The 18253-nt window shown below is 65.1% G+C and carries 15 protein-coding genes; 12 read left to right on the top strand and 3 right to left on the bottom strand.

The annotated features are described in order from the left end of the window. Positions 1 to 14: 14 nt before the first annotated feature. Positions 15 to 1631, top strand: a complete 1617-nt coding sequence (locus tag ACIPZB_RS18745; protein WP_400642043.1) for a FadD3 family acyl-CoA ligase — start codon at positions 15 to 17, stop codon at positions 1629 to 1631. A 33-nt stretch (positions 1632 to 1664) separates the two neighbouring features. Here the strand turns inward: ACIPZB_RS18745 and ACIPZB_RS18740 are convergent, their stop codons facing one another. Next, a complete protein-coding gene (locus tag ACIPZB_RS18740; protein ID WP_400642042.1) occupies positions 1665 to 2450 on the bottom strand; it encodes an enoyl-CoA hydratase in 786 nt (261 codons plus the stop codon). A gap of 147 nt (positions 2451 to 2597) precedes the next feature. On the opposite strand from ACIPZB_RS18740, the gene ACIPZB_RS18735 reads away from it, so the two are divergent. The 10 genes from ACIPZB_RS18735 (at position 2598) to ACIPZB_RS18690 (ending at position 13877) form a co-directional block, all read left to right on the top strand. After that, entirely contained in the window at positions 2598 to 3383 is a 786-nt protein-coding gene (locus ACIPZB_RS18735; protein ID WP_400642041.1) for an SDR family oxidoreductase, read from the top strand. A gap of 56 nt (positions 3384 to 3439) precedes the next feature. Next, a complete protein-coding gene (locus ACIPZB_RS18730; RefSeq protein ID WP_400642040.1) occupies positions 3440 to 4417 on the top strand; it encodes a bifunctional MaoC family dehydratase N-terminal/OB-fold nucleic acid binding domain-containing protein in 978 nt (325 codons plus the stop codon). A gap of 8 nt (positions 4418 to 4425) precedes the next feature. Beyond that, entirely contained in the window at positions 4426 to 5559 is a 1134-nt protein-coding gene (locus ACIPZB_RS18725; protein ID WP_400642039.1) for an acyl-CoA dehydrogenase family protein, read from the top strand. Then, entirely contained in the window at positions 5531 to 5950 is a 420-nt protein-coding gene (locus tag ACIPZB_RS18720; protein WP_400642038.1) for a MaoC family dehydratase, read from the top strand. Before ACIPZB_RS18725 ends, ACIPZB_RS18720 begins: the two co-directional genes overlap by 29 nt. 18 nt (positions 5951 to 5968) lie before the next feature. After that, on the top strand, positions 5969 to 7147 hold the full coding sequence (locus tag ACIPZB_RS18715) for a lipid-transfer protein (protein ID WP_400642037.1): 1179 nt from the start codon (positions 5969 to 5971) through the stop codon (positions 7145 to 7147). Positions 7148 to 7157: 10 nt separating this feature from the next. Then, complete coding sequence (locus ACIPZB_RS18710) at positions 7158 to 8327, top strand: acyl-CoA dehydrogenase family protein (RefSeq protein ID WP_400642036.1); 1170 nt, start codon at positions 7158 to 7160, stop codon at positions 8325 to 8327. A gap of 44 nt (positions 8328 to 8371) precedes the next feature. Next, positions 8372 to 9559 (top strand): acyl-CoA dehydrogenase family protein, encoded by a 1188-nt coding sequence (locus ACIPZB_RS18705; RefSeq protein ID WP_400642035.1) that lies wholly within the window; start codon positions 8372 to 8374, stop codon positions 9557 to 9559. Positions 9560 to 9571: 12 nt separating this feature from the next. After that, positions 9572 to 10723, top strand: coding sequence for an acyl-CoA dehydrogenase family protein (locus ACIPZB_RS18700; RefSeq protein ID WP_400642034.1), 1152 nt, complete (start codon positions 9572 to 9574; stop codon positions 10721 to 10723). Between the two features lie 3 nt (positions 10724 to 10726). After that, positions 10727 to 12415: a class I adenylate-forming enzyme family protein gene (locus ACIPZB_RS18695; RefSeq protein ID WP_400642033.1), complete on the top strand. Its 1689-nt coding sequence runs from the start codon at positions 10727 to 10729 to the stop codon at positions 12413 to 12415. 88 nt (positions 12416 to 12503) lie between these two features. Next, positions 12504 to 13877 (top strand): DUF1329 domain-containing protein, encoded by a 1374-nt coding sequence (locus ACIPZB_RS18690; RefSeq protein ID WP_400642032.1) that lies wholly within the window; start codon positions 12504 to 12506, stop codon positions 13875 to 13877. Positions 13878 to 13919: 42 nt separating this feature from the next. Here ACIPZB_RS18690 and ACIPZB_RS18685 read toward each other — a convergent pair whose 3' ends face one another. After that, entirely contained in the window at positions 13920 to 14843 is a 924-nt protein-coding gene (locus tag ACIPZB_RS18685) for a LysR substrate-binding domain-containing protein (protein WP_400642031.1), read from the bottom strand. An 88-nt stretch (positions 14844 to 14931) separates the two neighbouring features. On the opposite strand from ACIPZB_RS18685, the gene ACIPZB_RS18680 reads away from it, so the two are divergent. Further along, the gene (locus ACIPZB_RS18680; RefSeq protein ID WP_400642030.1) at positions 14932 to 16020 is read left to right on the top strand and encodes a tartrate dehydrogenase; all 1089 of its coding nucleotides are present in this window, start codon (positions 14932 to 14934) and stop codon (positions 16018 to 16020) included. Positions 16021 to 16057: 37 nt separating this feature from the next. Here the strand turns inward: ACIPZB_RS18680 and ACIPZB_RS18675 are convergent, their stop codons facing one another. Next, positions 16058 to 18187 (bottom strand): FAD-dependent oxidoreductase, encoded by a 2130-nt coding sequence (locus ACIPZB_RS18675; protein ID WP_400642029.1) that lies wholly within the window; start codon positions 18185 to 18187, stop codon positions 16058 to 16060. Positions 18188 to 18253: the final 66 nt, after the last annotated feature.

Genomic DNA, 18253 nt, shown 5'->3' with positions numbered 1-18253 from the left:
GAGAGTTCATGACCATGACGACCTGTTCCGCATTACCGGGCACTGTGCCTGGCCTGGCCCCGCTGTCGATTCCTGCCTTGCTGTTCGCCAGCGCCGAGCGCCACGCCGGCCGGGTGGCCCTCGAAGAAAACGGTGTGGCGACCGACTACCGCGACCTGCCGGCGCTGGCCCTGGGCGTGTGCCGCAGCCTGATTGCGTTGGGGATCGAGGCGGGCGATCGGGTGGCGATCTGGGCACCTAATTGCCGCGACTGGGTGATCGGCGCGCTGGGCATCCACTGCGCCGGGGCGGTGCTGGTGCCAATCAACACGCGCATGAAAGGCGCCGAGGCGGCCGACATTCTGCTGCGCAGCGAAGCGCGCGTGCTGCTGATGCAGGGGGAATTCCTCGGGGTGGACTATCAGGCGATGCTGGCGCCGCTGCGCCCGGCGACCCTGCAGCGGCTGGTGGTGTTCGGCGCAGCACAGCCGCAAACGACCGCGGACCTGGACTGGGCCGGCTTTCTGGCGCAAGGCGCGGCAGTCAGCGAAGTGCGTGCCCGCCAGCGTGCAGTGGCGGTCGGCCCGCGTGATCTTTCCGACATCCTTTACACCTCGGGCACCACGGGAAGGCCCAAGGGCGTGATGTGCGCCCACGGCCAAACCCTGCGCGCCTACACCGAGTACGCCCGTGTCATTGGCCTGCAACCGGGCGACCGCTATCTGGTCATCAATCCGTTCTTCCATGCCTTTGGCTACAAGGCCGGCTGGCTGACCTGCCTGCTGGCCGGTGCGACCATCCTGCCCCATGCAGTGTTCGACGCGGAAGTGGTGTTCCAGCGCATCGCCGCCGAACGCGTCAGCGTGCTGCCGGGTCCGCCTACGCTGTACCTGTCGATGCTGGCGCACCCGCACCTGGGGCAAACCGACTTGTCGAGCCTGCGCATTGCCGTGACGGGGTCGTCGACGATCCCACCGGTGCTCATCGAGCGTATGCGCAATGAGCTGGGGATCGATGTGGTGACCACGGCCTACGGCCTGACCGAATGCGGTGGCCTGGCGACCTTGTGCGACCCCGGTGCCCCCGCCGACATCGTCGCCGGCACCAGTGGCGCGGCGATCGATGGCACTGAGGTATGCATACGGGCGCCAGACAACCAGCCACTGGCCCAGGGCGAATCCGGGGAAATCTGCCTGCGTGGCTACCATGTGATGCGTGGCTACTTCAACGACCCCGAGGCCACGGCCCAGGCCATCGATGCGGACGGCTGGCTGCATACTGGCGATATTGGCAACCTGGATGCGCAGGGGAACCTGCAGATCACCGACCGGCTCAAGGACATGTTCATTGTTGGCGGCTTCAACTGCTACCCCGCCGAGATCGAGGCCGGTCTGATCCAGCATCCGGCCATTGCCCAGGTGGCGGTGATCGGTGTGGCCGATGCGCGCATGGGGGAGGTGGGGTGCGCCTGTGTCGTGCTGCGCCCGCACCAGCAACTGGATGAACCGGCCCTGATCGCTTGGGCCCGGGAGCGCATGGCCAACTACAAGGTGCCTCGGCAAGTGCGCTTTTTCCAGGCGTTGCCGGTGAATGCGTCGAACAAGGTGGTCAAGGGCGAACTGCGTCAGGCCGTTCAGGCGCAACAGGCGTGAGGAAGGGGGCGGTACCTGCCGCCCCGGCTTTGCTCAATGGCCTTCGAATCGCGCGGGGCGTTTCTCGATGAACGCCTGCATGCCTTCCTGCTGGTCGCGTGAGGCGAACAGCAACGCATTGGCCTTGCGCTCCAGGGCAAGGCCTGCTTCCAGCGGCGCGTCCATGCCCGCGAGGATGACTTCCTTGATCTGCTCGGCGGCCAGTGGCGGCATGGCGGCAATGGTCTGGGCTAGCTTCAGGGCCTGGGCCAGCACCTGGTCGTCGTCCACCACGTCGCTGACCAGGCCACTCACCCAGGCCTCGTGCGCGCTTATCGGCTGGCCGGTGAGAGCCATGCGCATGGCCTTGGCCTTGCCCACTGCACGGACCAGGCGCTGGGTGCCGCCAATGCCGGGCATGATGCCGATGCGAATCTCCGGTTGGCAGAACCGTGCGCTGTGCCCGGCGACGATGATGTCGGCGAGCATCGCCAGCTCGCAGCCACCGCCGTAGGCATAACCGCACACGGCCGCAATCACCGGTTTCGGGCACTGCTGGATGGGCGCCCAGACGCGCTCGGTGTGGCGTTGGTAGATATCGATCGGGCCAACGCCAGCAAGGCTGTTGATGTCGCCACCGGCCGCGAACACCTTGTCGCCACCGGTCAGCAGGATGCAGCGTACCTCGGGGTCATTGCCCAGCTCGCTGAAGCGCTGCGAGAGCAGGGCCTGCAACTCCAGGCTCAGGGCATTGGTCGCCAGCGGGCGGTTGAGCCGCAGCAAGGCGACACCCGGGCACGGGTGCTCGAGCAGCACCGGTGCGGTCAGTGATTCAGACATGGTCAACCTCGGGCAGTAGGCGCCCTGGACGGGCGCCATTGCGTGGATTGTCGCGAGCGCCCCGACCCGCTTCATCGTCCGTTCAGACGAAGTCGCTGTCGGCCTTTGTCCTTAGAGTGAGCCTCACACAAGCATGAGGAGCACGCCATGAGTGAACACTCGGGCCTGGATTACAGCGGCAAAGTGGTGTTGGTCACCGGGGGTACCAAAGGCATCGGTGCAGGTATAGCCCGCAGCTTTCTGGCAGCCGGTGCCCGGGTGATCGTCTGCGGGCGCACTGCCCCGGAACAACTGCCCGGCGTGGGCGAGGCCCGTGCGGACTTCCTGGCGGCCGATGTGCGCGACCAGGCCGCCCTGGAGGGATTGTTCGACACGGTGCGCCGCGAATACGGGCGCCTCGACGTGTTGGTCAACAACGCCGGCGGCAGCCCGTCGGCTGATGCCGCCAGCGCCTCGCCACGGTTCCATGAGGGGGTGATCCGCCTCAACCTCATCGCGCCGCTCAACGTGGCCCAGCAGGCCAACCAGTTGATGCAGGCCCAGCCACAAGGCGGCTGCATCGTCTTCATCGGCAGCATCAGCGGCCTGCGGGCCTCGCCTGGCACGGCGGCCTACGGTGCGGCCAAGGCCGGCGTGCTGGCCCTGGTGCAGTCGCTGGCGGCGGAATGGGCGCCCAAGGTGCGGGTGGTGGCGATCAGCCCGGGGCTGGTGCGTACCGAACGCTCGCACCTGCATTACGGCGATGAGGCCGGCATGGCCGCGGTCAGCGCGGGCATTCCGGCCGGGCGCATGGCCGAGCCTGACGATATCGGCAATGCCTGCCTGTACATCGCATCGCCCCTGGCCGGTTACGCCAGCGGCTGCAACCTGTTGCTGCACGGTGGTGGCGAACGCCCGGCCTACTTGGCTGTGGCGCAGCCTGCCGCGAACTGATCGACCCACGTCGGCGCTTCTGTCCGGAGCGCTGCTTAGATACGCAGGAGACGAACTTGGCTGATCCACAATTGCTATCCAGCGTGCGCGCCCTGGTGGGGCGCGAATACGGTCATGTGTACGCCTGGGATGCCGTCAATGCGCCGATGATTCGCCACTGGTGCGAGGTCATCGGTCTGCAGAACCCGCTGTACACCGATCCGGTCGCCGCCGCCGGCAGCCGCCACGACGGCATCATCGCGCCGCCACCCATGCTGCAGATCTGGTGCATGGAAGGCTTCCACATGAACAACTACGCACCGGGCTCGACCAGCGAGAACCCCTATGAGGTGCTGGGCCTGATCGAAAGCTACGGCTACCCGTCGGTGGTGGCGGTCAACTCGGAGCTGACCTTCGAGCGCAACCTGCGCCTGGGCGAGAAACTCTACTACACCACCCGGTTGGATTCGGTGGGTGATGAGAAAACCACCGGCCTTGGCACCGGGTTCTTCGTCACGCTGGTGATGAGCTACTTCTCGCAAACAGCCGCGGGCGACGAAAAGGTCGGTGAGTTGCTGTTCCGGGTGTTCAAGTTCAAGCCTGCTCATGCCCATAAAGCCGAGCCACAGGCATCGACCGAACCGGTTCCGGTGGCGGCCAAGCGACCGAAACCAGGCATGAGCGACGACACCCGCTACTTCTGGGATGGCTGCAAGCAGGGCCAGCTGCTGATCCAGCGCTGCACGCACTGCGCCACCTTGCGCCATCCACCGGCACCGGTGTGCATCCAGTGCCACAGCTTCGACTGGGACACCCAGCAGGCCAGCGGCAAGGGCGAGCTGTATTCCTTCGTGGTGATGCATTACCCCGAAGTCGCGCCGTTCGATCACCCCAACCCGATCGGCCTGATCGAGCTGGACGAAGGCGTGCGCCTGATTGCCGGGTTGGTCGGGGTCAACCGCGACGAAATCCAGATCGGTCAGCGCATGCAGGTCGAATTCCAGACATTCGACGATGACCTTGCGTTGCCGATGTTCCGGCCCTTGGCGCAGTAGGAGTCGACATGGACTTTGAATTCAATGAAGACCAGCGCGCCATCGCCGAAATGGCCGGCAGCCTGATGCGCGACTATTGCACCGACGAGCGCCTGCGCGAGTGGGACCTGTCGGGCGAGCCGTACATGCAGGGCCTGTGGGCCGGGTGCGTGGAAACCGGGCTGCATGCCCTGGCCATTGCCGAATCGGCAGGGGGCAGCGGCCTGGGCATGACCGAGTTGATGCAGGTGCTCGATGCCCAGGGCGGCGCGCTGGCCCAGGTGCCGTTGTGGCGCCACCAGCTTGCAGCGGCCACCTTGGCCGAATTCGGCGGCGCAGCCGCCGCGCCCTGGGTTGAACGTGCTGCTGCCGGAGAGTGCCTGCTCACCCTTGGCCTCGACGGCCTGCACAACGTCCGTGGCATCGAGCTGCTGGCCCACCCGCAAGCGGATGGCTGGCAGCTGCAGGGGCGCGTGTCGGCACTGCCCTTGGCCGAGCAGTCGGCGGCCGCGCTGGTGCTGGCCAAGGTCCAGGGCCAGCCGCGGCTGGTGCGGGTCGAACTGGATGATCCGGGCATCAGCAAGACATCGGGCGTGATGACCCACGGCGAAGCCCATGCCGACCTGCAGTTCAATGGCGTGCGCCTGGACAACCGTCAACTGTTGCCCGAAGCCGCCCTGGACTGGCTGGCCCCGCGCACCATCGCCGCCCTGGCGGCCCTGCAACTGGGCGTGAGTGCCGAACAGGTGCGCCGCACCGTGGCCTACGTCAGCGAACGGCAACAGTTCGACCGCAGCATCGGCAGCTTCCAGGCCGTGCAGATGACCATGGCCGACACGCACGTACAGCTCGAAGTGTTGCGCAGCACCCTGTGGCAACTGTGCTACCGCCTGGATGCTGGCTTGCCGTCCCCGAGCGAAGCCCTGGCCACCGCCTTTCTGGCCTGCGAGGCCGGGCATCGCATCGGCCATGCCGCACAACACGTGCACGGCGGTATCGGCGTCGACCTGACTTATCCGATCCACCGGTTCCTGTACTGGAGCCGGGCATTGAGCAGTGCACTAGGAGGATCTTCGGTGATCCTGGAACGTCTCGGCGACTGGCTGAGCGACAACGACTCGTTGGGATGGAAATATGACCTCGAAGAACACCAAGCGCTTTGACGACGTGCGCCCCGGCGAGCAATTGCCGCCGCTGACGATCCCGATCACCGTCGGCCTGATTGCCGGTGGCGCGATCGCCACGCGTGACTACTTCCCCGGCCACCACGACCTGGACGCCGCCCGCGAGCTGGGCTCGCCGCATATCTTCATGAACATCCTGACCACCAACGGCCTGGTGCAGCGTTTCATCGAGCAGTGGAGCGGCCCAGATGTGCAGTTCCGCTCGCTGAAAATCAAGCTTGGTGCGCCGAACTACCCCGGTGACAGCATGACCTTCAGCGGCGAAGTCACCCACCAGGATGCCGAGGCGCGCTGCGTGCAAGTGACCCTGCAGGGCAAAAACTCCATGGGCAACCACGTGGCCGGCACGGTCGCGCTGGTTCTGCCTTGATTCGCGGGAGAGACACTGATGACGCATTTGTCGATTTCCGGACGCGCCGCCATTGCCGGTTTGGGCGCGACCGAGTTTTCCAAGAACTCCGGGCGCACCGAGCTGCGCCTGGCCATGGAAGCCACACTGGCAGCCCTCAAGGACGCCGGCATCGACCCCGGCGAGGTCGACGGTTTCAGCTCCTATTCGGTAGACAAGGTGCCGGAGTATGAAATTGCCCGGTTGCTCGGTTGCAAGGATGTGCGCTTCTTTTCGCAAGTGCCCCACGGTGGCGGTGCGGCCTGCGGGCCGGTGATGCACGCGGCCATGGCCGTGGCCACCGGGGTGGCCAAGGTGGTGGTGGTGTACCGAGCCATGAACGAGCGCTCCTGGTACCGCTTCGGCACCGGCAGCTACGGTTTTGCCTCCACGCCCACCTTCGAAAACGTCAACTACGGCTGGTACATGCCCCACGGCTTGCACACGCCGGCCGCCTGGGTCGGCATGTTCGCCAAGCGCTACATGCACACCTACGGTGCCACCTCCGAAGACTTCGGCCGGGTGGCGGTGGCGGTGCGAGATTTTGCCGCCAGCAACCCCCAGGCGTTCTTCCACGGCAAGCCGATCACCCTCGAAGAGCACCAGGCATCGCGCTGGATCTGCGAGCCGCTGCACCTGCTCGACTGCTGCCAGGAGTCCGACGGTGCGGTGGCCATGGTGATCACCTCGGTGGAGCGCGCCAGGGACCTTCAGCACAAACCGGTGCTGATCAAGGGTGGCGCGCAGGGCATCAGTGCCGGGCAGCAGGTGATGACCTCGTTCTACCGGGACGACATCACCGGCCTGCCGGAGATGAGCCTGGTGGCCCGTGAGCTTTACAGCCAGTCGGGCCTGGGGCCGGAGGCGCTGCAGACGGCGGTGATCTACGACCACTTCACGCCGTTCGTGCTGCCGCAACTGGAAGCCTTCGGTTTTGCCAAGCGCGGCGAAGCCAAGGAATTCATCCGCGCCGGCCACCATGCCCGGGGTGGCAAGTTCCCGATCAACACCCACGGCGGCCAGCTGGGCGAGGCCTACATCCACGGCATGAACGGCATCGCCGAAGCCGTGCGCCAGGTGCGCGGCACGGCCGTGAACCAGGTGGCCAGCGTGGAGAACGTGCTGGTGACCGCCGGGACCGGCGTGCCCACCAGCGGCCTGATCTTAGGCGCGGCATAAGGAGCGCAGCATGTTCGTCGATCTCACCCCCGAGCAGCATGCCCTGCGGCTCAAGGTTCGCGATTACTTCCAGAACCTCATGACCCCTGAACTGCGCATGAAGATGCGCGGCACCGAGGGCGGCGAGCTGTTTCGCCGCACCATCGCCCAGATCGGCCGTGACGGCTGGCTGGCAGTGGGTTGGCCCAAGGCCTACGGCGGCCAGGGCTATGCCGCCACCGAACAGTTGATATTCTTCGAAGAGGCCAATATTGCCGGTGCGCCACTGCCATTCGTGACCATCAGTACCGTGGGCCCGGCGTTGATGGCCCATGGCTCGGCGTTGCAGAAGGAAATGTTCCTGCCCGGTATCGCTGCCGGTGACATCAACTTTGCCATCGGTTACTCCGAGGCCAGCGCCGGCAGTGACCTGGCCGTGCTGAAAACGTCGGCGCGGGAAGAGGGCGACGCCTTCGTGGTCAACGGCAGCAAGCTGTGGACCTCGGGCGCCGATTCGGCCGACTACATCTGGCTGGCCGCCCGCACCGACCCCGAGCGGCCACGTCACAGAGGCATCTCGATCCTGATCCTCGACACCCAGGCCGAGGGTTTCTCCAGTACCTTGATCCCGACCTCGGGCAACCCGACGGCCGCCACCTACTACGACAATGTGCGCGTCCCCAAGGACATGCTGGTGGGCGAGCTGCACGGCGGCTGGAAGCTGATCACGGCGCAGCTCAACCATGAGAGGCTGGGACTGGGTGCCTGGTCGGACAAAGTGGTCAGCCTGTTTACCCGGGTCTACCTGTGGGCGCGCTGCGCCGATGAACAGGGCCAACGCGCCACCGACCATGCCTGGGTCCGCCGTGATCTGGCCGAATGCTATGCCCGGCTCGAGGCCATGCGGCTGATCAACTTCCGTATTGCAGCCGATCTGGAGCATGATCGGGTCGACGTGGCGCTGGCTTCCACGACCAAGGTATACGGCTCGGAGTCGGCCATCGAAATCCTGCGCAAACTGTCGGCCATCGTCGGCGCCAGTGGCCTCACCCGGGCAGGTTCCGCGGCATCCTACCTGCTGGGCGAGCTGGAGTATGAAGTACGGGCCTCGGTCAACCTCACTTTCGGTGGTGGGACCAACGAGATCCAGCGCGAGTTGATCGCCCAGTTCGGGCTGGGCATGCCGCGCACGCAACGCTGATTCACGCGAGGCCAATAACAATAACGTCCCTGACAGGTGAACGAATGAGCGCAATCGAAGAGTTCAGGCAAGCCACGCGCAGCTGGCTGCAAGCCAATTGCCCGCCGTCGCTGCGCACGCCTACCCCCGACGGTGAAATCGTCTGGGGCGCCAGCCACGTAGATTTCCCCAGCGAAGACGCCCGCCTGTGGTTCGAGCGCATGCGCGACAAAGGCTGGTTCTGCCCGCAATGGCCCCGCGAATATGGCGGGGCAGGGCTCAGTAGCGAAGAAAACGCCGTCCTGGAAAGCGAGTTGCGCAGGCTCAAATGCCGACCCGCGCAGATCAACCTGGGCATCTGGATGCTTGGCCCGGTGCTGCTGGAGTTTGGCAGTGAGGCACAGAAGCTTGCCTTGCTGCCACCGATGTGCCGTGGCGAAGTGCGCTGGTGCCAGGGTTTTTCCGAGCCCAATGCCGGCTCCGACCTTGCCAGCCTCAAGACCTCGGCGGTGGTCGATGGCGATGAGCTGGTGGTCAACGGCACCAAGATCTGGACGTCCTACGGCGACAAGTCCGACTGGATGTACGCGCTGGTGCGCACCGACACCCAGGCCCCCAAGCACCAAGGCATCAGCCTGATCGTGCTGGACATGAAGAGCCCTGGGGTCAGTGTGTCGCCCATCGACCTGATCAGCGGCAAATCGGCGTTCTGCCAGGTGTTCTTCGACAATCTTCGGGTGCCGCGCAGCCAGTTGATCGGCCCGCTCAACGGCGGTTGGGAACTGGGCAAGCGCTTGCTGCAGCATGAGCGCAAGGCCATGTCCAAGTTCGGCGAGTTCAGCTTGCCGACGCACTTTCACCTGTTGCCGCTGATTCGCCAGTACCTGCCGGCAGGGCAGGCGCCTGCCGATCAGGCCCTGTACGCCCGCGCCCAGGCGTGTGCGATGAACGAGCATGCCTACAACCTGACGGTCCAGCGCATGGGCGAGGAGGCCAGGGCCGGGCAGGATATCAGCGCGGTGATGGCCATCATGAAGCTGGTGCATACCGAACAGGAGCGCGAGAAGTTCGAAGTGCTGCTCGATGCCTTGGGCTACCGCGCCCTCGGTGTCGCCGACGAGCCCTTCACCGACCAGGAGCTGGCCATTACCCGGGGCTGGCTCAACAGCTATGCCTTGACCATTTCCGGCGGTTCGTCGGAGGTGCAGTTGAACGTCATCGCCAAGCGGGTCCTGAACCTGCCAAGCGTATAAGGGAGTATGAGCATGAGTCTGGTGTACAGCGAAGAGCAACGCCTGCTGGCCGACAGCGCCCGCGAGTTTCTCGCGGCGCGCAGTCCGGTCACGGCGCAGCGCCACCTGCGTGACCAACCCCGCGAGCCTGGTTACGACCCGAAAGTGTGGAAAGAAGCCATCGCACTGGGCTGGAGCGCCATTCCGTTCCCCGAAGCCCTGGGTGGGCTGGACTTCGGCTGCATGGGCCTGGGGCCGGTGTTCGAGGCGATCGGCAAGCACCTGTGCGCGTCGCCATTGTTCAGTGTGGTGCTCAATGGTTCGCTGGTGCATCGGCTGGGGTCGGACACACAGAAAGCCCAGTGGCTGACGGCGTTGATCAGCGGTGAGCGGCACCTGGCCCTGGCGCTGGATGAAAAACCTCGCCACGACCCTGCCTACACGGCGCTGGCAGCGACCCCGGAGCAGGGGGGCTATCGTCTGGATGGCGAGAAGTTCTTTGTGATCGATGGCCTGGGGGCCGATGGTTACCTGGTAGCGGCGCGTACGGCAGCAGACCCCGGAAATGAGCACGGCATCAGCCTGTTCCTGGTACCGGCCGATGCGTCGGGCCTGCTAGTGAGCCCGTTGTCGCTGATCGATTCGCGCAACGTTGCAAGGCTGCGCCTTAGCGGCGTTCAAGTGGGCCACGACGCCTTGCTGGGCAGCGCAGGCGACGCATGGCAGGCACTCGACGAAGCCCTCGATCGCGCTCGCGCCTGCCTGGCCGCCGAAATGCTTGGCGCCGCGGAGCAATTGTTCTCGTTGACCCTGGAATACCTCAAGACCCGGGTGCAGTTCGATGTGCCGATCGGCTCGTTCCAGGCCTTGCAGCACCGTGCGGCGCGCTTGCATGTCGAGCTGCAGCTGGCCCGCAGCACCGTCATGGCGGGCCTCGCCGCGCTTGACGAGCGTGCGCTGAACAGCGCCGAACGCGCTCGCCTGGTAAGCCTTGCCAAGTGGAAGGCCGGTGAAGTGGCGGCCTTGGTCAGCAATGAAAGCGTGCAGATGCATGGCGGCATCGGGGTCACCGATGAGCTTGACGTGGGTCTGTACCTCAAGCGCATCCGGGTGGCCCAGGCGTGCCTGGGCGATGGTGATTTCCAGTGCGCGCGCTACGCTGCGCTCGAGCCTGTGGAGAAGTAGACGATGAAACTGGAACAGTGGCGCAATGCCTGGCAACAGCTGACCGGCCCAGGTTCGCCATTCGAAGTGATGACTTCGTCCGACAGCCCGGAGCGCTATTTCCGTCACGCTGCCCCGAACCTGTTGGCTGCAATCGATGCCGGGCGAGTACACGGTGAACGCGAGTTTCTGGTGTGGGGCGAACAACGCCTGACCTTTGTCGAGTTCTTTGCCCAGGCCGACCGCCTGGCGGCGCAACTGGCCCAGCGCTTTGCCGTGAGGCAGGGCGACCGGGTGGCCATCGCCATGCGCAATCAGCCGGCCTGGCTGGTGGCCTTCGTTGCCATCCAGCGCTGTGGTGCGGTCTGCGTGCCACTCAACAGCTGGGGGCTGCGCGACGAGTTGTTCCATGGCCTGGACGACAGCGGTGCCCGCGTGCTGGTGTGCGACGAGCCGCGCCTCGAACAGCTGGCCAACGATCTGCTGGCGCAGCGCTGCGTCGGCCTGGTGGTGGGGGTGCCGCAGGAGCAGCCGCTGCCATCCAACTGCCAACGACTGGAAGCCTTGCTGCAGGCCCCGCCCCTGGCGTTGCCGGAGGTCAGCATCCAGCCCGACGACCCGGCGCTGATTCTTTACACCTCTGGCACCACCAGCCGCGCCAAGGGCGTGTTGTCCAGCCACCGGGCCATTTGCCAGGCCCTGACGGCCCTGGAGTTCCAGTCGGCATTCTGCGCCATGAGCTCGCCCGAGCGCATTCAGGTGATCATCGCCAGTGGGCTGTTGCCGACCAACCTGATGGCCGTGCCGCTGTTCCATGTCAGCGGTCTGCATGCGCAGTTCTTGATGGCCTTGCGCGGCGGGCGCCGATTGCTGCTGATGTACAAATGGGACGTGGACAAGGCTTTCGATCTGATTCGTGATGAGCGCTGCACCCAGTTCAATGGTGCCCCGGTGATGATGCAGCAGCTGCTCGGCTCACCGCGCTTCGACAGCGCCGACAGCGACAGCCTGTTCGGCCTGGGCCTCGGCGGCTCGGTGGCCTCCAGCCGCCTGCTGGCCGACATCGTCCGGCGCAAGCCCCAGGCGATTGGCGGCAGTGGCTATGGCCTGACCGAAAGCAATGGCATCGGCGCGGCGGTCGGGGGCGATCAGTTCGAGTACAAGCCAGATTCCGTGGGCTGGCCGTTGCCGATCGTCGACGTGCGCATCGGCCCCAGCCCGGACGCGCCGTTGCCGGCCGGTCACAGCGGGTTGATCTGGCTGCGTTCGCCGACCTTGATGAGCGCCTACTGGCGGCTGCCGGACGCCACTGCCGAAACGTTGCAAGGGGGCTGGTTGGACACTGGCGACATCGGCCACCTGGACGACGAAGGTTTCCTCCACGTGACTGATCGGGCAAAGGACCTTATCAACCGCGCCGGTGAAAAGATCTCGGCCAGCGAAGTCGAGACCTGTGCCTGCGAAATGCCGGGGGTGCTGGAGGCGGCGGCCTTGGCCCTGGCCGATGAGCAGGTGGGCGAGCGTCTGGTCCTGGTGGTGCGCAGCGACCTCGATCCACCGCCCAGCGCCGAGCAGGTCTGCCTGTTCATCGGAAAGCGGCTGGCGGCGTACAAGGTGCCGGCCGAAGTCCACCTCTGCCACGCGCCCTTGCCACGCAACGCTTCGGGCAAAGTGATCAAGGCCCAGCTCAAAGATTTTATAGTCACGGCCTGACTCAGTAGTCTTTCTGGACGATGTTCTCCCGAGCAGATCAGGAACAATGGGGTACCCCAGTAGTCCTGGTCTGCGAAGGAGACAAACGATGAAAATAACAACACTGTTTGTAGCTGCAGTGGCAGTCAATATCGGCCTGCAAGGTCATGCACTGGCACAGGTGTCGCCCGAAGAGGCGGCCAAGCTCGGCAAGGAACTGACCTGTGTCGGCGCGGAGAAGGCCGGCAATGCCGAAGGCACCATCCCCCCTTACACCGGCAAGTACCTGGGCGAGGTGCCGGGCTGGAACCATGTGAAGTTTTCCGGCGACCAGCCGGTCGACCCCTACGCCGATGAGAAGCCGATACTGGTCATCACCGCGCAGAACATGAGCCAGTACGAAAGCCATCTGACCGAGGGCCAGAAGGCACTGCTCAAGCGTTACCCTACAAGCTACAAAATGAACATCTACCCCGGCCACCGCGACTTCCGCTACCCGGACTACGCCTGCGAGCGGGTCAAGAGCAATGCCCTGAACGCCAAGCTGGTGGACGACGGCATGGGCATCGAAGGGCTTGGCCAGGTGCCGTTCCCGATCCCGAAAAACGGCATGGAACTGCTGTGGAATCACCAGCTGCCGATCCGTGCCTACACCGAAGACAAGGTCAGCGACCTGGCGTCGGTGTTGCCAAACGGCAGCATTGGCTGGGGGCGCGCCCACGGGCGCAACCTGTCCCAGGCCAACTCGCCGAAGGTCGAACCCAAGACCGAGGGCGGCCTGCAGGCCATGAGCTGGAACACCACGCTCAAGCCCGTGCGTGACAACGGTGTGGTGAGCATCTCCCACGAACCCTACAACTTCCTCGTCAACCCGCGCCAGGCCTGGAGCTACAGCCCGTCCACCCGGCGTGTGCGGCAGCTGCCGGGGTACGGCTATGACCAGCCGATGATCGGTACCAACGGCACCATGACCGTGGACGAGGACCGGCTCTACAACGGCTCGCCCGAGCGTTACAGCTGGAAGATGCTGGGCAAGCGCGAAATCTACGTGCCGGCCAACGCCTACAAGGCCAACGCCGGTAACGTGAAGTACGCCGACCTGCTGACGCCCAACCACCCCAACCCGAGCTACATGCGCTATGAGCTGCGTCGTGTGTGGGTGCTGGAAGCGACACTGAAGGAGGGATACCGCCATGTGTATGGCAAACGCGTGCTGTTCATCGACGAGGACACCTGGAACGCGGTGCTGTCCGACAACTATGACAGCCGCGGTGCCCTGTGGAAGCACGCGATGATCAACTACTACTACCACCCGGACATGAGCGCCTGGCAGGCCGGTTCGCAGTTCTTCATGGACCTGAACTCGGGCCAGTACACCGGTTATGGCATGACCAACGAAGCGAAGAAGGGGCCGATTCTCAACGAAGGCAAGTTCACCCCGGACATGTACACCGCCGATGCGGCGCGCGCCATGGGGCGTTGAGTCCAGGTGATGCAGTGGGGCCGCAACGCGGCCCCTTTGCGTTCAGCTGGCAAAGCGCGCCGGCAGCGTGCAGCCAAGGTACTGTATGAACGCGCCGATGCGTTGGGGCACATGGCGCCTTTGCTGATACACCGCATAAATGTCCGCCCTCGGCGCCTCATACTCAGGCAGCACCTGCATCAGCTCGCCGCGTGCAAGGTACTCATGGGCATCCCACCACGACCGCAACACCAGCCCGTGGCCATCCAGGGCCAGGCGCATCACCACCTCACCGTCATTGCTCGACAAGCTGCCCGTCACTTTCTGGCTGTACGTCTGCCCGTCCCGGGAAAAGCGCCAGGTCGCGTAGTCGCTGTCGTACTGCTTGAGCACGATGCAGTTGTGCCGCGCCAGGTCCGCCATGGATGACGGCACGCCCTGGCGCGCCAGATAGGCCGGCGCTGCGCACAGCAGCCGCGGGTTGTCCAGCAGGTGATGGGCGATCAGCCTGGAGTCTGGCGGTTCGCCCACGCGGATATCGATGTCGATCGAGGCATCGAGCAGGTTCACCGGCTGGCTGGACAGGTTCAGCGACAGCTCCAGCTGCGGATTCTGGGCCGCAAAGGCCGAGAGCAGGGGGGCGACATGCCGCCGACCGAAGCCGAACGAGGCATTGATGTCCAGCTTGCCCTTGAGGGTCGGCTGGCGGTTGCCCAGGGCACTTTCCAGCTCTTCCAGCTGACGCAGGATCGGCCGTGCGCCCTCCAGGTACAACTGGCCTTCCGGGGTCAGTTCCAGCCGTCGCGTGGTGCGCCGAATCAACTGCACCCCTAGGCGCTGCTCCAGCAGCGTCAGGCGTTTGCTGATGGCGGGCAACGATAACCCCAGGGCCCTCGCCACGGCGGTCAGGCTGCCTTGGGTGGCAACGCGGGTGAAGAAGGCAAGGTCATTGGTGGTGGAGGCGATTGAATCTTTACTTTTATTCAAGAATGCATTTCCTGAAATCGCAATTGTTCATTTCTGTTGGGTCAATACACTGGAAATCCACCCACTGACAAGCGCTGGAACGGCTGCCATGACGAACTCCCCTTACAGAATTGCGGTTATCCCCGGTGATGGTATTGGCAAAGAAGTCATGCCCGAGGGTGTGCGTGTGCTGCAGGCCGCAGCTGAAAAATACGGTATCGCCCTGCAATGGGACTGGTTCGACTTCGCCAGTGCCGACTACTACCTGCAGCACGGCAAGATGATGCCGGACGACTGGTTCGAAACCCTCAAGACCTATGACGCCATCTACTTCGGTGCGGTCGGCTGGCCGGACGTGGTGCCTGACCACATTTCGCTGTGGGACTCCTTGCTCAAGTTCCGCCGCGACTTCGACCAGTACGTGAATCTGCGCCCCATCCGCCTGATGCCTGGCGTAAAAGCGCCCCTGGCCAACCGCAAACCGGGTGACATCGACTTCTACGTGGTGCGCGAGAACACCGAAGGGGAGTACTCCAGCGTCGGCGGCAAGATGTTCGCCGGCACCGAAAGAGAGGTGGTCATCCAGGAAACGGTCATGACCCGGGTCGGAGTGGACCGCATCCTCAAGTTCGCCTACGAACTGGCGCAAAGCCGGCCGAAAAAGCACCTGACCTCGGCCACCAAGTCCAACGGAATCGCGATCACCATGCCGTACTGGGACGAGCGTGTGGCGCACATGGCGCAGCAGTACCCACAGGTGCGGGTCGACAAGTACCACATCGATATCCTCACGGCGCATTTCGTCCTGCACCCGGACCGCTTCGACGTCGTCGTGGCCAGCAACCTGTTCGGCGACATCCTCTCCGACCTTGGCCCGGCCTGCACCGGCACCATCGGCATCGCGCCGTCGGCCAACATCAACCCGGACCGGACCTTCCCCAGCCTGTTCGAACCCGTGCACGGCTCGGCGCCGGACATTGCCGGGCAAGGCATTGCCAACCCGATCGGGCAGATCTGGTGTGGTGCCATGATGCTGGAACATCTGGGCCACCCCGAGGCGGGTGCGGCCGTGCTGCAGGCCATTGAAGCGGTGCTGGCCAAAGGGCCGGAACTGGCACCTTTGACCCGCGACCTGGGAGGTACCGGCAACACCGAGGAACTGGGCCGGGCCATCGAACGACAGCTGGCAGACCAATGAAACCGATGGGGGCCGCCAAGCGGCCCCCGTCACTGCCTCATGCTTCTCGCCCGGCGCGATGGCCGGCGGCGATGGCGCCCTCGATATAGCCAAGGCTCTGGCAGTCGCCGATGCTGACAGCCTTGAACCCGGCACTGGCCAGCTGTTCGACCAGCGAGCTGTCGGGCCGTGCGCCACTGGCCAGCACCACCGAGTCGCAACGCACCTCGGCCGCTTCGCCTTCGGCGGTGCGGTAGCACACCCGGTTGCCCTCGATCGCGCTGACCTGCACCCCCGTCAATAGTTGGCCACCGTGCACGCGAATGCCATGCAGCACGCGCCAGCGTCGCACAATCGCCAGCTCGCGGCCCAGCTGAGTGGTGCTCTCCAGCACATGCACCTGACGCCCACGGGCAATCAGGAATTCGGCCAGCTCCAACCCCACCAGGCCGCCACCAATGATGACCACGCGCTTGCCCAGGGGCATCCACACCCGCGAGAGCTTTTCCATGGCCTCGGTGCTGTTGGTAACCCCGATCAGGTTGCCGGCTTTCATCAAGGTGCGCTGGGTCAGCGAGAGCTTGCGCTTGGCGATCGCGTCGGCGCCGTCACCGGTCATCAACCGGCGCAGTTCGTCGCCGCTCCACACATGGTTCTGCTCGGCACCGGGAATGTCGGGCGCGTTACGTTGCGCGCCGGTGGCCACGATCACCTGATCCACCGCAAGGTCGCGCAACAAGGCTGCGTCCACCGAGGCGTTCAGCCGGATGTCGATGGGCAACTGGCGTACCTGGTGCAACAGGTTGTCCAGCAGCCGGCCATTCTCGGGGTAGGCGAGGGCGGCGAAAAACAAGGTACCGCCCAACCGGTCACTGCGTTCCAGCAGGGTCACCCGGTGCCCGCGCAAGGCCGCGATGCGGGCCGCCTCAAGCCCCGCCGGCCCGCCGCCGACCACGGCGACATGCCGCGTACTGCTCGCAGGGATGATGACGCGCTCGGCTTCGAAGCCGGTTTGCGGGTTCACCGCGCATTTGACCCGTTCGTTGATGAAGATTTGGCTGACGCACACGTAGCAATAGATGCACGGCCTGATGGCCTGCGCCTGGCCGGCCGCCAGTTTGGCGGGCAATTGCGGGTCGGCCAGCAGCTTGCGCCCCATGGCGATGAAATCGCAGTGGCCGGCCGCGATAGCGTTGTCGCCGACCTCAGGCTCCAGGCGGCCCACGGCGATGACAGGTATGCTCACGCATTGCTTGATGGCGGCGGTCCACTCCATGAAGCCTGCAGGCTTCTGCACCAGCGGGGCCTCGGTGAAGGCCACGCCACTGGTGGTGGCGGCGTAGGCCGACACGCTGACGGCGTCGGCGCCGGCCTGTTCGGCCAGGCGGGCCACGGCCTGGGCATCGGCCAGGGTGATGCCGCCCGGTGTCGAGAGCTCCTGGGCATCGAGCCGCAGCCACACGCCAAAATCCTCGCCGACCCGTGCCCGCACCGCGGCCAGCACCTCCAGCAACAGGCGTGCGCGATTTTCCAGCGCACCACCATAGGCATCCTCGCGCTGGTTGTAATACGGCGAAAGGAACCCGGCGATGATGTAGTTGTGCGCGGCGTGAATCTCCACGCCATCGAAGCCCGCACGCTGGGCGCGCTCGGCTGCGGCGGCGAACCACTCGACCATCTGTGCGATGTCGGCCTGGTCCATGACGCGCAGCTGGATACCCCCACTGCGCCCACGCACGGCGCTGACGAACGAGGCCAGCTCCTCGGGCGTGAGCGCCTGCATCATGTCGGACTGGCTGGACGGCGGTATCGAAGGCACCCACAGCGGGCGGTCCGAGGCCATGTCGCGAATCGCGTTCTTGCCGGCATGCTGCAACTGCATGGCGATTTTCGCCCCATGCTTGTGCACGCGCTCGGCGAGCTGGGCAAGGCCCGGGATGAATTCATCGGAAGAAACGCCCACCTGATACGGCTCGGCCGTGCCGGCCGGGAAGGCGATGGCGCACACGCCCATGATCAGCAGACCCGCACCGCCAGCGGCGCGGGCCTCGTAATAGGCCTGTATACGCTCGCCGCAATGCCCGTCGGCCTCGGCGAAGTTGGAGCCCATCGGGGCCATGATGATGCGGTTGCGTAGCGAGAGGGAGCCGATGCGACCGGGCGCAAGCAAATGGGACAGTGTTGTCATTGTTCTATCAGCCCTGGGTGAATGCAGGTGCCGGCGACAGCGGCAAGGGAGCCGCTGTCGCCGGTC

The organism is Pseudomonas sp. NPDC089396 (genome assembly GCF_044749545.1).
Lineage (GTDB): Bacteria > Pseudomonadota > Gammaproteobacteria > Pseudomonadales > Pseudomonadaceae > Aquipseudomonas.
The sequence above is the reverse complement of the archived record's forward strand: the minus strand, read 5'-3'. Positions and strand labels throughout refer to the sequence as shown.

What these genes read in the sequence shown, in the direction of transcription:
- ACIPZB_RS18745 (WP_400642043.1), top strand. Translation starts at nt 15, where the DNA reads ATGACGACCTGTTCCGCATTACCGGGCACTGTGCCTGGCCTGGCCCCG.
- ACIPZB_RS18740 (WP_400642042.1), bottom strand. Translation starts at nt 2,450, where the DNA reads ATGTCTGAATCACTGACCGCACCGGTGCTGCTCGAGCACCCGTGCCCG.
- ACIPZB_RS18735 (WP_400642041.1), top strand. Translation starts at nt 2,598, where the DNA reads ATGAGTGAACACTCGGGCCTGGATTACAGCGGCAAAGTGGTGTTGGTC.
- ACIPZB_RS18725 (WP_400642039.1), top strand. Translation starts at nt 4,426, where the DNA reads ATGGACTTTGAATTCAATGAAGACCAGCGCGCCATCGCCGAAATGGCC.
- ACIPZB_RS18720 (WP_400642038.1), top strand. Translation starts at nt 5,531, where the DNA reads ATGACCTCGAAGAACACCAAGCGCTTTGACGACGTGCGCCCCGGCGAG.
- ACIPZB_RS18715 (WP_400642037.1), top strand. Translation starts at nt 5,969, where the DNA reads ATGACGCATTTGTCGATTTCCGGACGCGCCGCCATTGCCGGTTTGGGC.
- ACIPZB_RS18710 (WP_400642036.1), top strand. Translation starts at nt 7,158, where the DNA reads ATGTTCGTCGATCTCACCCCCGAGCAGCATGCCCTGCGGCTCAAGGTT.
- ACIPZB_RS18705 (WP_400642035.1), top strand. Translation starts at nt 8,372, where the DNA reads ATGAGCGCAATCGAAGAGTTCAGGCAAGCCACGCGCAGCTGGCTGCAA.
- ACIPZB_RS18700 (WP_400642034.1), top strand. Translation starts at nt 9,572, where the DNA reads ATGAGTCTGGTGTACAGCGAAGAGCAACGCCTGCTGGCCGACAGCGCC.
- ACIPZB_RS18695 (WP_400642033.1), top strand. Translation starts at nt 10,727, where the DNA reads ATGAAACTGGAACAGTGGCGCAATGCCTGGCAACAGCTGACCGGCCCA.
- ACIPZB_RS18690 (WP_400642032.1), top strand. Translation starts at nt 12,504, where the DNA reads ATGAAAATAACAACACTGTTTGTAGCTGCAGTGGCAGTCAATATCGGC.
- ACIPZB_RS18680 (WP_400642030.1), top strand. Translation starts at nt 14,932, where the DNA reads ATGACGAACTCCCCTTACAGAATTGCGGTTATCCCCGGTGATGGTATT.
- ACIPZB_RS18675 (WP_400642029.1), bottom strand. Translation starts at nt 18,187, where the DNA reads ATGACAACACTGTCCCATTTGCTTGCGCCCGGTCGCATCGGCTCCCTC.